The organism is Microbacterium sp., assembly GCF_031988965.1.
In the GTDB taxonomy this organism is placed as follows: domain Bacteria; phylum Actinomycetota; class Actinomycetes; order Actinomycetales; family Microbacteriaceae; genus Microbacterium.
Genome location: NZ_DALZXX010000046.1, coordinates 6,190 through 19,808, shown reverse-complemented (window position 1 = coordinate 19,808; position 13,619 = coordinate 6,190). Strand labels below are relative to the sequence as shown.

Below are 13,619 nucleotides of genomic sequence, written 5' to 3'. Positions count from 1 at the left end.
GGCGAACCGGCTCAGGGCTCCCGTCGCCGCGAGACCTCGAGCGATCAGCCAGGCGCCGAGGCCGGCGATCACCGCGCCCGAGATCGTGGTCGAGACGATGTAGACGGTGGTGAAGAGGGTGTCGGCGCCCGCGTACCAGAGGATGCGGTCGTTGATGCCGCAGGCGAGGCCCGCGCCCGCACCCGCCAGCATCGCGACCGGCAGACGCCAGACGCCGTAGAGGAAGATCAGGAAGACCAGCTCGGCGCCGAGTCCCTGAACGAGCCCCGACACGATCGTCAGCGGCCCCCAGGCGTTGCCGACCAGCGCCGAGATGATCGCGGCGACGAGCTCGGTGTAGAGAGCAGCACCGGGCTTGCGGATGATGAGCCCGCCCAGCACGCCGGCGATGAGCCACGGACCCGCCAACAGGCCCTGCACACCCGGCAGGATCGGGGTGAGGACGGTGCTCGGAACCTCGTAGCCGACGTTCCAGAGCAGGAAGATCACGGCGCACGCGACGGCGATGACGCTCGCGACGACGATGTCGACCACTCGCCAGCGCCAGAGTCCGGGGCGACCGAGGCCCTTCGGTGAGGAAGCGGCGGATGCTGCGGCCGCAGATGCCGATCCGGTGGTGGATCCGGACGTGGATGTGCTCATTGAATGCTCCTCCCTGCGCTGGCATGACCCAGATCAGGTTCGACGGTCGAAGCGCGATTCGCTCCCTCTCAGCCCGGCTCGCCGGACTCCCGTGGTTGTCCTCCCGATCTTACCCAGTACCGACACTCTCGTCCCCACCTGTTGCAGCGCCGGGAATCCCGCCGCTGATTCGGTACCGTGAGGAGGTGACCGCTCCAGACTCCGCCGAGGCCACTCCCGACGCGCCCGCCGATGCCGCCCGTCAGGATGACGAGCTCGATGCGACCTTCGGCGCCGCCTCGGGCTCACCCGTCGACGCCGAGCCGGATGCGCAGTGGGCGGAGGAGGGCCGTGGAGCCACCGCTCTGACCTGGATCGACCCGGTCGAGATCGGCCGGCACTCGGCCGCCGCCGACCTCGACGATGAATCCTCCGAGCGCACCGTTGAGGGTGGAGCGCTTCTGCGCGATGCCCACCTGCGGCCCCGCATCGCCACCCCGGGAGTGCTCGTCCCCCTGGCGCTCATCGTCGGACTCGTCGGCGCCTACGCGGGCTCGACGATGCTGTGGCCGCTGCACGAGGTCGCGCCGACCGTCGCAGCGGCGGAGATCTCGGCCGCCGCCGCACCGCCCGCCGAGGTGCTGTGGCCGGCGCAGGGCAGCGCCGCCGTCGGCATCAGCGGGCTCGGCACCACATCGTCGACCGTCGATCCTGCGGCGATCGCCAGCATCACGAAGGTCGTCTCGAGCCTGATGGTGCTCGACAGCATGCCCCTCGCGGTGGGCGAGCAGGGCCCGGAGTTCTCCTTCACCCGCGCCGACAACCTCGAGTACTGGCAGTACCGTCGCCTCGACCAGTCGGCCCTCGACGTGCCGGTGGGCGGCGTGCTGACCGAGTATCAGCTGCTGCAGGGAACGCTGCTCGGCTCGGCGAACAACTACATCGACCGGCTCGCGCAGGAGATCTGGGGCTCGAACGCGGCCTTCGCGGACGCCGCAACGACCTGGCTGAGCGATCGCGGGCTCACCGACATCACGATCGCGACCCCCTCGGGCTTCGACGACCGGAACACCGCGACCCCGCAGGCGCTCATCGCGCTGGCCGAGATCGCCATGCAGAACCCGGTCTTCGCCGAGATCGTCGCGACCCCGTCGGTCGATCTGCCCGGGGCCGGCACCGTGGTGAACACGAACGGGATGCTGGCGGATGCGGGTGTCGTCGGAGTGAAGACGGGCACCCTCGGCGACAGCTGGAACCTGCTGACGGCCAAGGACATCACGGTCGACGACACGACCGTGCACGTCTTCGCGAGCGTGCTCGGTCAGATCGACGACGAGCAGCGTCTCGCCGAGACCCGGGCCCTGCTCGCACAGGTCGAGACCGCCCTCGATGCGCAGCAGCCGGTACTCACGAAGGGAACCGTCGTCGGCACGGTGTCGACCGTCTGGGGAACGACCGTCGACATCGTGACGGACGAGGATTCCGACGTCGTGCTGTGGAACGGAGTCGCCGCCGAGGTCACCCCGTCATTCGAGCTCGGTGAGGACCGGGAATCGGGCGATCAGGTCGGCACCCTCACGAGCGTGGGCCCCCTGAACACGAGCACGACGCCACTGGTGCTCGCCGAAGACGTCGACGGCCCCAGCCCCTGGTGGCGCCTGACTCACCCGCTCGAGCTCTTCGGTCTGTCCGACACGCCTCGCTGACTGCCCGGGGCGGCTCTTCAGCACTGATCCCGCCGCGGCGGCCCTGCGCACGGAACGACGCCCCGTCCCCGGGAAGGGAGGGGGCGTCGTTCCGTGTACTTCTGTCGTCGGAGCGGCGGCGGGTCAGGCCTGCGATCCGTCCGACTGCGGTCGCTCGACCACGGCCTGCGCTTCGGCCGCCGCGGCAGCAGGCGCGGCGGTGCCGACCGCGGCGCCGACCTGAGCGGCGGTGGCGGCGTCATCCGCGTCACCGCTGACCGTCACCGGCGTCGAGCCGGTGAGCGCGTCTTCCGCGTCGATGTCGGTCGCCGCCTGCTCGAACTGCGACTGGTACAGACGCCAGTAGGCGCCCTGCGCGGCGATCAGCTCGTCGTGCGTGCCCTTCTCGACGATGTCGCCGTGCTCCATCACGAGGATCAGGTCGGCGTCGCGGATGGTCGACAGGCGGTGCGCGATCACGAACGACGTGCGCCCCTGGCGAAGCGCCGCCATCGCGTGCTGCAGCAGCACCTCGGTACGGGTGTCGACCGCAGACGTGGCCTCGTCGAGGATCAGGATCGACGGCTGCGCCACGAACGCACGGGCGATCGTGATCAGCTGACGCTCGCCGGCCGAGACATTCGACGCGTCCTCATCGAGAACGGTGTCATAGCCCTCGGGCAAGGACCGCACGAATCGGTCGACGTACGTCGCCTTGGCGGCCTCGAGCACCTCGGCGTCGGTCGCGGTGGAGCGGCCGTACCGGATGTTCTCGCGGATGCTCCCGGCGAAGAGCCAGGGGTCCTGCAGGACCATGCCGGTGCGTGACCGAAGGTCATCACGGGTGATCTCCGAGATGTCCTGCCCGTCGAGCGTGATGCGCCCGCCGCTGAGTTCGTAGAACCGCATGATGAGGTTCACGAGCGTCGTCTTTCCCGCACCCGTCGGGCCGACGATCGCGACCGTCTGCCCCGGCTCCACCCGGAACGACAGGTCGGTGATGAGCGGGCGCTCGGGGGCGTACGAGAACTTCACGTTCTCGAACTCGATGACGCCCCGACCCTGCACGAGCTCGGGGGCCTCGGCGTCGTCGGCCTCCTGCTCCTCGGAGTCGAGCAGCTCGAAGACGCGCTCGGCCGACGCCGTGCCGGACTGCACCACGGCCGCCATTCCACCGAGCTCCGACAGGGGCTGCGTGAACTGCTGGGAGTACTGGATGAAGGCCTGCACATCACCGATGCGCAGCTGGCCGCTCGCGACCATGAGCCCACCGAGCACGGCGATCCCGACATAGGTGAGGCTGCCGACGAAGGTCATCGCCGGCATGATGATGCCCGACAGGAACTGCGCCTTGAAGCTCGCCTGGAACAGCTCTTCGTTCTCGGCCTTGAACTTGTCGAGGGCGTGCTTCTCACGGCCGAAGACCTTGACCAGCGCGTGGCCCGAGAAGGCCTCCTCCACGCGGGCGTTGAGGCGCCCGACCTTGCGCCACTGGATGCCGAACGCCTTCTGCGAGCGCGGTCCGATCACGCCGAAGATCACGGCCATGAGGGGCAGCGCCACGAGGGCGACGAGTGCGAGCTGCCACGAGATCGAGAACATCAGCACCAGCACGCCGACCACGGTCAGCACCGCCGTGAGCGCACCCGAGAGCGACTGCTGCATGGTCTGCGTGATGTTGTCGATGTCGTTCGTGACTCGGGAGATCAGGTCACCGCGCTGCACCTTGTCGAAGTACGACAGCGGCAGGCGGTTGATCTTCGCCTCGACCCGCTCGCGCAGGCGCCACATGGTGCGCACCATGATGACGTTGATGACGTACCCCTGGACCCAGCTGAGGAACGCCGCGACCACGTAGATCGCGAGCACCGCGGCGATGATCCACCGCAGTGCGTCGAAGTCGATGCCCGCGCCGACCTGGAAGTCGTGCAGTGCGGCCACCTGGTTCGCGAAGTCGTCCTGGCCGGAGGCCCGCAGCTGCTCGACCACGGTGTCCTGATCGGTGCCGACCGGGAAGCCGGGGAAGTCGCCCTGCGCCTGCGCCAGCTGGTTCGAGATGAAGCCGGTGTAGATCAGGTTGGTGGCCTCGGCCAGCACCTTCGGCGCCGCGACGGTCAGCACGACGCCGATGGCGCCCATGATCGACACGAAGATGAACCACGCCGCCGAGGGCTTCAGCAGCCCGATCATGCGCGAGAAGCTCTTGCCGAAGTTGTCGGCCTTGCCCGGTGCCACGCTGTCCCAGCCGCCGCCGTTCTGACGCGCCTGCTCGGCCAGCTCGGCCTCGTACTTCTCTTCTTCGGTCATCTCGGTCTCGACGATCGCCGCGGGCGCGGCGCCTCGCTGACGACGGTTCTTCGGAGTCTTCTGCTCGCTCATGCGTCCACCCCCAGCTGCGACTCGACGATCTCTCGATAGGTGTCGCTCGTCGTCAGCAGCTCTTCGTGCGTGCCGACGCCGACCATGGTCCCGCCGTCGAGCACGACGATGCGATCGGCATCCGTGATCGTCGAGATGCGCTGTGCGACCACGATCTTCGTGACGTGCGGCAGTTCGCGCCACAGCGCCTGTCGCAGACGGGCGTCCGTGGTGAGGTCGAGCGCCGAGAACGAGTCGTCGAAGACGAGGATCTGCGGCTGGCGCACGATCGCACGCGCGATCGCGAGGCGCTGACGCTGACCACCCGAGACGTTCGTGCCACCCTGCGCGATGCGCGACTCGAGCCCGTCGGGCATCTCCTCGACGAAGTCGCGCCCCTGGGCGATCTCGAGCGCGTGCCACAGATCGTCGTCGGTCGCATCCTCTCGCCCGTATCGGAGGTTCGAGGCGACCGTGCCGGTGAAGAGGAACGGACGCTGCGGGACGAGACCGATCGACGCCCAGAGGGACTCGACGTCCGCCTCGCGCACGTCGGTGCCGCCGACGAAGACGGCGCCGCCCGACACGTCGAAGAGTCGAGGGATGAGCGAGACGAGGGTCGTCTTGCCCGCTCCGGTCGATCCCACGATGGCCACGGTCTCACCCGGCTGAGCGCCGAAGCTGATGCCCGAGAGAACCGGAGAGTCCGCACCCGGATAGGTGAACTCGACGTCGTCGAACGCCACGGCTCCCGGCGCCGTGAACTCGGTCACACCGTGGTCGGGCCGGGTCATGCTCGACTGGGTGTCGAGCACCTCGCCGATGCGCTCGGCCGAGACGGCTGCGCGCGGGATCATGATGGCCATGAAGCTCGCCATGATGACGCCGCCCATGATCTGACCGATGTACTGCATGAAGGCGAAGATGGTGCCCACCTGCGCTGTTCCCGCGTTCACCTCGATGCCGCCGAACCAGATGACGGCGACCACGGTGACGTTCAGGATGAGCATGAACAGCGGGAAGAGCAGCACGAAGAGCGAGCCGACCTTGCGACCGACGTCCATGATGTCGGTGTTCGCCTCGCGGAACCTCTCTTCTTCGACGCGCTCGCGCACGAACGCACGCACGACGCGCACGCCCGTGAGCTGCTCGCGCATGACGCGGTTCACGGCGTCGAGCTTGCCCTGGTAGCTGCGGAACAGCGGAACCATGCGGCTCACCACGAGACCCGCGACGATGAGCAGCAGCGGCACGGACACCGCGATGAGCCAGCTGAGGCCCACATTCGTCTGGATGGCGAAGATGATGCCGCCGATCGCGAGCAGCGGGGCGGTCACGAGCATGGTCGCGCCCATCATCGCCAGCATCTGCACCTGCTGCACGTCGTTCGTGTTGCGGGTGATGAGCGATCCGGCGCCGAACTGCGACACCTCTCGCTCGGAGAATCCGCTCACCTTGCCGAAGACGTCGGAGCGGATGTCGCGCCCCGCACCCATCGCGGCACGGGCCGCGAAATAGGTGGCGATGATCGAGGCGATGATCTGGCCGAGCGACACCGCGAGCATGAAGAGACCGGTACGCCAGATGTAGCCGGTGTCGGACATCGCGACGCCCTTGTTGATGATGTCTTCGTTCAGACGGGGCAGATACAGGGTCGCGAGAGCGCTGGCGAACTGGAAGATCAGCACGATCAGCAGCAGCCACTTATAGCGGGACAGATAGCGGACGAGAATTTTTCCCAGCACAGGCGCACTTTCTAGGAAGGTTGGAATGGCGGATCGCTCGGCGGGCACGCGGCGGGCCGATCTTCGCGCACAAGCAAGGGTGCCACGAACCACCGACTTTCGGATCCCCCTCTGGGTGGAGCTTCGCTCACAGCGGATCATTACGCGGCGTGATCGGGTTTTTTGGACCCGGTCGAAGCGCGGATCGAGGCGGGTGCCCACCCTTTGTATCACCGGAAGGGTACAACTTGTGATAGACAGTGAGTACAAACTCACACACGGGGGACGATGACCATGGACAGACTGATCGCGCTGCTCACCGCCGAGCCGGCGGAGATCCTTCAGGCGCTGCTGTCGCAGCCGCTGTTCTCGCTGGCGATCGCCGCGATCGTCGCGATCGCCTGGCGAGCGTTCTCCCGGCACCGCGGCAGCGGCAGCCGCGATTCAGCGCCGGCGACTCTCGACGAGTCGTTGCGTGCGCGCTACCGACCGGAGCGGGTGGCCGTGCGCATCGGCGCGATCGCGGTCGTCGTCAGTCTCGTCGTGGAGAATCTCACGGCCACTCTGACGCCGCCCGACGGCGATACGGTCTCGTGGTGGCGGTACGCCACACCGATCCTCACGGGTGCGGTCGCGCTTCTCGCGCTCCTGGCGCTGATCGCACTGCGGGGCTCGTCCGCGCCACGGCGACCGGTGCCACTGGCCGGCCGGCGCACGTGGGCGACCTTCGGTGCCAGGGCGGACCTCTGCGGCGCCGGACTCGCCGCCCTCGTACTCACTTCGACGACCATCGCGGCCGGACTCGCCTCCTCGCCCGACCCGCAAGGCCGCTACGTCTGGCTCGAGGTGCCCATCCAGAACGCATCCGTCGATCCCCTGCGCCCCTGGTTCTTCGGCTGGGCCTACGGGGTGCCCGTCCTGATCAGCCTCGCCGCCCTGATCGTCGTGAGTGTCGCGACGTTGCACCGCAGTGCCGCGCGCCCGTTCATCGCCCCCGAGACCCTTCGGATCGAGCGGACTCTCCGGTCGGCGGTGGCGTCCGGCATCCTGCGTATCGCGACCGGGGCGTCATTGCTGTCGCTCGCCGCCGCATGGCGCTTCATCGCCGAGTCGGGCACGACGACCGGGCTGACCATCGAGGGAGGCGGCACCTACGAGGTCGCCTGGCGATACGCCGAGTTCGCCACGGCTGCCGGCTGGGCCGCCCCCGCGATCGAGGTCTGCGCCTTGCTGCTGCTCTTCTTCGCGGCCGGCATCCGGCGACCGCTCCGACGCCCCTTCTCGCTCGACCGGCCCGATGCCGGCGACGCGATCCTGACCCTCGTGGAGAGCGGACGATGACCGCATCCTCCGGCCGGATCTCGCCGCCGGGCGCCGCGCAGAACCCCGCCGAGGAGTCGAGTCCGGCGATCGAGATCTACCGGCAGTTCCGTGGGCTCATCGTGTCCGGTCAGCTCGGAGCGGGTGAACGGCTCCCGACCGTGCGGCAGACCGCGTCGGACCTCGGCGTCGCCGCCGGCACGGCCGCCCGCGCGTATCGGCTGCTGGAGCGCGACGGTCTGGTCGTGACCCGCACGGCGGCGGGAACACGAGTCTCCGAGTCGGCGGGCGTCGTGCCGCACGCCGTCATCCGTCAGATCAGGGAGCTCGTGGCCGCCGCCGAGAGATCCGGCAGCGCGATCGACGACGTGATCGACGTTCTGCGACTCGTCGCCCGGTCGTCGACCGGGTCGCCCGAGACCGAGACGACCTGACGCGTCAGGCCGTCTCAGAAGAGCGGATGCGGCGGCACGAAGCCGCGCGCCGCAGCGCCCGCGTCCGTCGCGAGGTCGGCGAGTGTCGGCGGATCCCACTTCGGGTTCCGATCCTTGTCGACGAGCTGCGCGCGGATGCCCTCGACGAGGTCGGGATGCTGCGTCACGAACCACATCACGCGGCGGTACTCCCCCTCGAGCGCGGCGCGAAGCCCAGGCATCTCACGGGCCTCACGCACGGCGTCGAGAGTCACCGCCAGGCCGGTCGGGCCGAGGCTCCCGAGCAGATCGGCGGTGGCGACGGCATCCGGTTCGCTCCGCTCGCGCAGTCGCTCGACGATCTCGACCACGGTGTCCGCCGAGAACGCCGCGTCGATCCACTCCCGTGATGCGGGAAGGGCGGAGGGCTCCGGAGTCTCATCGAAGAGCAGGACGATCTCGGCAGGCCCGGTCGGGTCCGCACGATACGCGAGCGCCTCCCGGAGCGCCTCGAGGCGATCCGACGGCACGACATGATCCGCGAAGCCGAGCAGAACAGCATCGGCGCCGTTCATCGTGCCGCCCGTGAGCCCGAAGTACTCCCCGAACCGCCCCGGCGCGCGGCCGAGCAGCCAGGTGCCCCCGACATCCGGCGTGAAGCCGATGCGCGTCTCGGGCATCGCGAGCTTCGAGCGCTCGGTGACGATGCGGATGGCGGCGTGCCCCGAGAGCCCGACGCCTCCGCCCATCGTGATGCCGTCGGCGATCGAGACGATCGGCTTGGGGTACTCCGCGATCATCGCGTTGAGCGCGTACTCCGCCCGGAAGAACTCCGCGGTCTCATCGGCATGCCCTGCCGTGATCTGGGCATGCAGCGCACGCACATCGCCGCCGGCGCACATGCCGCGCTCGCCCTTGCCGTCGATCAGCACGATCTGCACGTCGCTGTCGGATCGCCACCGATCGAGCGCCTCGGTGAGCAGGCGGATCATGTCGATGTCGAGCGCGTTGATCGCCTCGGGCCGGTTCAGCGTGAGCCGGCCGAGCGCCCCTTCGGTGCGGACGAGGACGCGGGGCGAGGCGGTGGAGTCGGTCACGCGTGCCAGGCTACCCGCTCGATTCCGGTCTTGCAGAGGACCCGAATAATGAGGTAAATGCGCGATCCGAGTGCTTTTCCGGCAGGATAGACGGAACTGCCCATTTTTCAAGGAGAGGTCGCGGATGCCCGACGGACAGGTGCTCGAGTTCACGCGCGTGACGAAACGCTTCAATGAGGTGACGGCGGTCTCCGACTTCTCCGCGCGTATCGAACCCGGAGCGGTCACCGCGTTCCTCGGCCCCAACGGCGCCGGCAAGACCACGAGCCTGCGCATCCTGCTCGGCCAGGTGCGTGCGACGACCGGCACGGCGACCATCGGCGGAGCCGCCTACTCGGAGCTGCGGCACCCCCTTCGGACGATCGGCGCCGTACTCGAAGAGACCGTGTACCGCCCTCGTCGCTCGGCGGCACGACAGCTGACGATCTCGGCCAAGGCCAACGGCATCCCCCTGTCCCGCGTCGATGAGGTGCTCTCGCTCGTCGGCCTCGAGAACGAAGCCGACGGACGCATCGGCAGCTTCTCGCTCGGCATGCGGCAGCGACTCAGCGTCGCCCACGCGCTTCTCGGCGACCCGGGCGCCCTCGTCTTCGACGAGCCGGCGAACGGTCTCGACCCCGAGGGCATCCGCTGGATGCGTCTTCTGATGCGTCGACTCGCCGACGAGGGCCGCACGGTCCTCGTCTCCTCGCACGTGCTGAGCGAGATCGAGCAGGTCGCCGACAACGTGCTCGTGCTCTCGCGAGGTCAGCTGATGCTGTCCAGCGGCATCGAGACGCTGGCAGATCCGTCATCCGGCGCCGTCGTGGTCGATGCCGCCGATCGTGTCGCCCTCACCGCCGCGCTCTCCGCCGCGGGCTTCGAGGTCGAGGTTCTGCGATCCGGCCTCACCGTGCGTGGCGGCGACGCCGGCACCGTCGGCGCGATCGCCGCCGACGCGGGCATCGCCCTGACCACGCTCGTGCAGCGCGGACCCACACTCGAGGACATCTTCATCGAGCTCGTCCGCGGCGGAAAGCACGCGCCGCGCGCACTCGCCACCGCACCGGTGGTCGTTCCGCCCGTCGTGATCGAGGACGCAGCCGAAGCCGAAGCCGAGGTCGAGAGCACGGATGCTGTCGGTGGCGGCGAGGCTGCGGAATCCGAGAGCGCCGGCGTCGACGCCGCCGCATCCGTACCTGGTGAATCCGAGGGCGAGGCAGGTGCATCGGAAGCCGATGCAGAAGAAGCCGATGCAGAAGAAGCCGATGCAGAAGAGGCCGATGCAGAAGAGGCCCTCGCCTCCGACGCCGAGCCCTCGACGCCTCAGCCGTCGTTCGATGACATCCTGTTCGGCACCGCGACTGAACCCTCTGTGACCGAGCAGCCCTCCGAGCCCGCCGAGCCGGACACCGACGAGCACACGGGCGTCGAGGTGTTCGCCGACCCTGATGCAGACGACTCCGCGTCCGACGAGAAAGAGCCTGGCACCGGCGAGCACGAGTCCGACGCGCACCATGGTGACACGCACGACGCCGGCGAGCACGGCGCTGACGACCCGCGATCCGCTGCGGTCAGCTCGATGCTGGCCGCCGCCGCGCGCGCGTACTACGAGGACGAGCCGAAGCAGTATCCGTTCGGCGAGGGCGAGACCGACGCAGCCCCTGAGGGCGAGGCAGACGCAGCCCCCGAGGCGGAGGCACCGGTCGAGAGTCCCGAGGGCGAGCAGCACGACGGTGAGCACCACGACGGTGAGCACCAGCACGGTGAGCACCACGACGGTGAGCACCAGCACGGTGAGCACCACGACGGTGCGCACCACGACGGTGCGCACGAGCACCGCGAGAACTAGAGCCGCACCCGGTTCCCACGCGAACGCCCTCCGCGCCGATAGGCGACGGAGGGCGTTTCCGTACCGGGGTACCGGAGCCGGGCTCAGGCCGGTCTCGGCCGGATGACGGGGCGCCGACGCCCCTTCGAGGTCGACGTGGGTGCGGTGGCGACGATCTCCTCGACGTCCGCGGGCTCATGCGAGACGTCGAGGCGCAGCGCCTGCGTCAGGGCGAGCCCGTGACGCGTGGTCAGGATCAGGCGGCGATACTGCTCATCGCCGTCGAGGTCGATCACGACGCTCGGGCGACGTCTGCGGATCAGCACGAAGTCGACACTGCCGGCCGCCTTCCAGGTGCCCGAGGCGAGGACGCCGGGGATGTGGGTCCCGGGGTTCGGTACCCCGCGCAGCCACGTCCACGCGTCCTCGATGAGCTGCACCTTGGTGATGGTGTCGCGCGCGATGCGCAGATTGTCCCGGTGGAAGCTCGCGGCTCGCTCGATCGGCGAGAGCACGACCTCGAGTTGCGTCTGGTCCAGCAGCAACGTCACCATGCGTCAAGTCTGCCAGCGGCGCCCTGCGAGTTGTCTGCTTCTTGCTCACAGGACGGCAACGATCCGTTGTCCGGTCTCTCCATGGCGCTTCTCCCATTCCGGTGTTCCACTCGGTTGTTCGAACAAATGTACTAGACTCGGATGCATGACACGAACAGATCCAGACGACCTCGAGCAGCGAACGGTGCTGCTCGACGCCTGGGTCGAGAAGCGTCGGCAGATCGCTGCTCTCGAGGCTCAGGCATCTTCTCTTCTCGCTGAAAGGATGCGGTTGAGCGAAGTCGACGGCGACGAGCATCCCCGCCATCGCGACGCCATCCGCCGGTCGATGATCGCGGAGTACTCGGCAGCGGGGCGGATGACTCAGGGCAGCGTCGATTATGCCTTCACGGACGCCGGATTCCTCGAGGGCAGTCACCCCGGGGTGCGCACGGCCTTCAGACAGGGCACGATCACAGCCGCGCACGTCCGCGAGATCGTGCGCGCCGCAGGCGTGGTTCGCGAGGCGGTGAACAACGGCACCGCGGATGCCGATGTGCTGCCGCTCTACGACACGGTCGCCGTGATCGTCGCCGAGAAAGAGACACCCGCTCGCACCAGGGCGCACCTGCGCGAACTCGCCGCCGTACTGGCCGGCGTGACGATCGTCGAGCGTCACCAACGGGCGAAGTCCGAACGCACGGTCACCATGCGTCCGGCCAGAGACGGCCTCGCGGTGCTGACCATCGTCCTGCCCGAGCACCTCGCGGTGGCCGTCATGGATCGACTGACGCAGTTGGCTCGTGCGGTCATCAAGAATCGGAGCGACCACGAGCCGACCCTCGAACCGATCGACGATGGCGAGAATCCGATCTACCCCGAAGACATCGCCTACGACGATCCCTCGCGCGACGACCACGCCATCTTCGGCGACGGCACGTTCACGACCGACCCGATGGTCGACCCGATGCTCGACCCGATGGTCGACCCGATCAACAGCCCCGATGTCGAGCACATCCCCGCCGACGACCGCACGATCGATCAGGTGCGCACCGACCTCCTGATCGACCTTCTACTCGCCTCCGATCCGAGCGCCGCGAACGGTTGCGGGCTCGACAACATCACGGCTCGCATCCAGGTCACGATCGCCGCCACCACGCTTGCGGGCTGCGACGACCGACCCGCCCAACTCGACGGCCATGGCCCCGTGCACCCCGATGTCGTCCGCGACCTCGCGGGTCGACACAGCGGGTGGTCGCGTCTCTTCCTCGATCCCACCGGAATGGTCGTCGAGACCGACAATTACTCACCCACGGAATCGATGCGACGATTCCTCCGGGCCCGCGATCAGCACTGTCGATTCCCGGGATGCAGGATGCCGGTGCACCGATGCCAGATCGACCACACCTTCGACCACGCCAAGGGCGGGAAGACGGAGATCCACAATCTCGGCCACCTGTGCGCTCGACACCACGCCTTGAAACATCCGGATGTCGCCGACGAGGCCCGATGGACAGCCCAGCAGCTTCCGGACGGCACCATCGACTGGTTCAGTCCGCTCGGCTGCACCTACCGAGACACACCGAGACGACGCGTGATGTTCGTCTAGAAGTCCGCATCGCCCCGAGAGCGAGTTCGCGCCTGGGGTGGGACTGGGACAAGCTCCCGTGGGACTGGAACAAGCTCCCGTGGGACTAGGACTAGCTCCGTGGGACTAGGACCAGCTCCGTGGGACTCGGACTAGCTCCCGTGGGACTCGGTATGGAGCTGGCCCGGCCTAGGGCTGCGAGTGCGACTGCGACCGCGACTGGCGTTAGCGACTGCGACTGCGACTGCGACCGCGAGTGCGACCGCGACTGCGACTGCGACCGCGACTGCGACTGGCGTTAGCCCTCCTGGGCCCGCGCCGCAGCAGCCGCGGCGATCGGCAGCGCCGCCTCGATGCGCTGCAGCTCGTCTTCGCCATGGGCCGCGGTGAGGAACCAGGCCTCGAACACGCTGGGCGGCAGCGCCACCCCCTGCTCGCGCATGGCATGGAAGAACGGAGCGTAGCGGAAC

At 68.5% G+C, this 13,619-nt stretch carries 10 protein-coding genes, 1 pseudogene and 1 riboswitch; of the genes and pseudogenes, 5 read left to right on the top strand and 6 right to left on the bottom strand.

What is annotated here, in order from left to right; all coding sequences use genetic code 11:
• A partial coding sequence (locus tag RTM68_RS09920) for an ECF transporter S component (protein ID WP_312170469.1) occupies positions 1 to 642 on the bottom strand: 642 nt, incomplete at its 3' end.
• A riboswitch (TPP riboswitch) is annotated at positions 636 to 745 on the bottom strand. (Overlaps the previous gene by 7 nt.)
• 82 nt (positions 746 to 827) lie before the next feature.
• Between RTM68_RS09920 and RTM68_RS09915 the strand changes: the two genes are divergently transcribed.
• Positions 828 to 2,327 carry a D-alanyl-D-alanine carboxypeptidase gene (locus RTM68_RS09915; RefSeq protein WP_312170467.1) on the top strand — a complete coding sequence of 500 codons (1,500 nt, stop codon included), beginning with the start codon at positions 828 to 830 and terminating at the stop codon, positions 2,325 to 2,327.
• Between the two features lie 123 nt (positions 2,328 to 2,450).
• Here the strand turns inward: RTM68_RS09915 and RTM68_RS09910 are convergent, their stop codons facing one another.
• Both RTM68_RS09910 and RTM68_RS09905 read right to left on the bottom strand, forming a co-directional pair.
• Positions 2,451 to 4,685, bottom strand: coding sequence for an ABC transporter ATP-binding protein (locus RTM68_RS09910; protein ID WP_396654221.1), 2,235 nt, complete (start codon positions 4,683 to 4,685; stop codon positions 2,451 to 2,453).
• Positions 4,682 to 6,409, bottom strand: a complete 1,728-nt coding sequence (locus tag RTM68_RS09905; protein ID WP_312170466.1) for an ABC transporter ATP-binding protein — start codon at positions 6,407 to 6,409, stop codon at positions 4,682 to 4,684. Before RTM68_RS09905 ends, RTM68_RS09910 begins: the two co-directional genes overlap by 4 nt.
• A gap of 273 nt (positions 6,410 to 6,682) precedes the next feature.
• On the opposite strand from RTM68_RS09905, the gene RTM68_RS09900 reads away from it, so the two are divergent.
• Positions 6,683 to 7,729: a hypothetical protein gene (locus RTM68_RS09900; protein ID WP_312170464.1), complete on the top strand. Its 1,047-nt coding sequence runs from the start codon at positions 6,683 to 6,685 to the stop codon at positions 7,727 to 7,729.
• A complete protein-coding gene (locus tag RTM68_RS09895; protein ID WP_312170463.1) occupies positions 7,726 to 8,142 on the top strand; it encodes a GntR family transcriptional regulator in 417 nt (138 codons plus the stop codon). The genes RTM68_RS09900 and RTM68_RS09895 overlap by 4 nt, the downstream gene beginning before the upstream one ends.
• A gap of 14 nt (positions 8,143 to 8,156) precedes the next feature.
• Here the strand turns inward: RTM68_RS09895 and RTM68_RS09890 are convergent, their stop codons facing one another.
• Entirely contained in the window at positions 8,157 to 9,218 is a 1,062-nt protein-coding gene (locus tag RTM68_RS09890; RefSeq protein ID WP_312170461.1) for an enoyl-CoA hydratase/isomerase family protein, read from the bottom strand.
• Positions 9,219 to 9,342: 124 nt separating this feature from the next.
• Between RTM68_RS09890 and RTM68_RS09885 the strand changes: the two genes are divergently transcribed.
• Positions 9,343 to 11,049 carry an ATP-binding cassette domain-containing protein gene (locus tag RTM68_RS09885; protein ID WP_312170459.1) on the top strand — a complete coding sequence of 569 codons (1,707 nt, stop codon included), beginning with the start codon at positions 9,343 to 9,345 and terminating at the stop codon, positions 11,047 to 11,049.
• Positions 11,050 to 11,132: 83 nt separating this feature from the next.
• Here the strand turns inward: RTM68_RS09885 and RTM68_RS09880 are convergent, their stop codons facing one another.
• Positions 11,133 to 11,582, bottom strand: a complete 450-nt coding sequence (locus RTM68_RS09880; RefSeq protein ID WP_194762459.1) for a hypothetical protein — start codon at positions 11,580 to 11,582, stop codon at positions 11,133 to 11,135.
• 145 nt (positions 11,583 to 11,727) lie between these two features.
• Here RTM68_RS09880 and RTM68_RS09875 point away from each other — a divergent pair, with 145 nt between their 5' ends.
• The gene (locus tag RTM68_RS09875; protein ID WP_312170457.1) at positions 11,728 to 13,170 is read left to right on the top strand and encodes a DUF222 domain-containing protein; all 1,443 of its coding nucleotides are present in this window, start codon (positions 11,728 to 11,730) and stop codon (positions 13,168 to 13,170) included.
• A 277-nt stretch (positions 13,171 to 13,447) separates the two neighbouring features.
• Here RTM68_RS09875 and RTM68_RS09870 read toward each other — a convergent pair.
• Positions 13,448 to 13,619 (bottom strand): annotated as a pseudogene (locus RTM68_RS09870) (glutamate-1-semialdehyde 2,1-aminomutase); the annotation flags it as partial.

Excerpts from the sequence above, each read along its gene's own strand:
- RTM68_RS09900 (WP_312170464.1), top strand. The coding sequence starts at position 6,683 with ATGGACAGACTGATCGCGCTGCTCACCGCCGAGCCGGCGGAGATCCTT.
- RTM68_RS09885 (WP_312170459.1), top strand. The coding sequence starts at position 9,343 with ATGCCCGACGGACAGGTGCTCGAGTTCACGCGCGTGACGAAACGCTTC.
- RTM68_RS09910 (WP_396654221.1), bottom strand. The coding sequence starts at position 4,685 with ATGAGCGAGCAGAAGACTCCGAAGAACCGTCGTCAGCGAGGCGCCGCG.
- RTM68_RS09875 (WP_312170457.1), top strand. The coding sequence starts at position 11,728 with ATGACACGAACAGATCCAGACGACCTCGAGCAGCGAACGGTGCTGCTC.
- RTM68_RS09880 (WP_194762459.1), bottom strand. The coding sequence starts at position 11,582 with ATGGTGACGTTGCTGCTGGACCAGACGCAACTCGAGGTCGTGCTCTCG.
- RTM68_RS09895 (WP_312170463.1), top strand. The coding sequence starts at position 7,726 with ATGACCGCATCCTCCGGCCGGATCTCGCCGCCGGGCGCCGCGCAGAAC.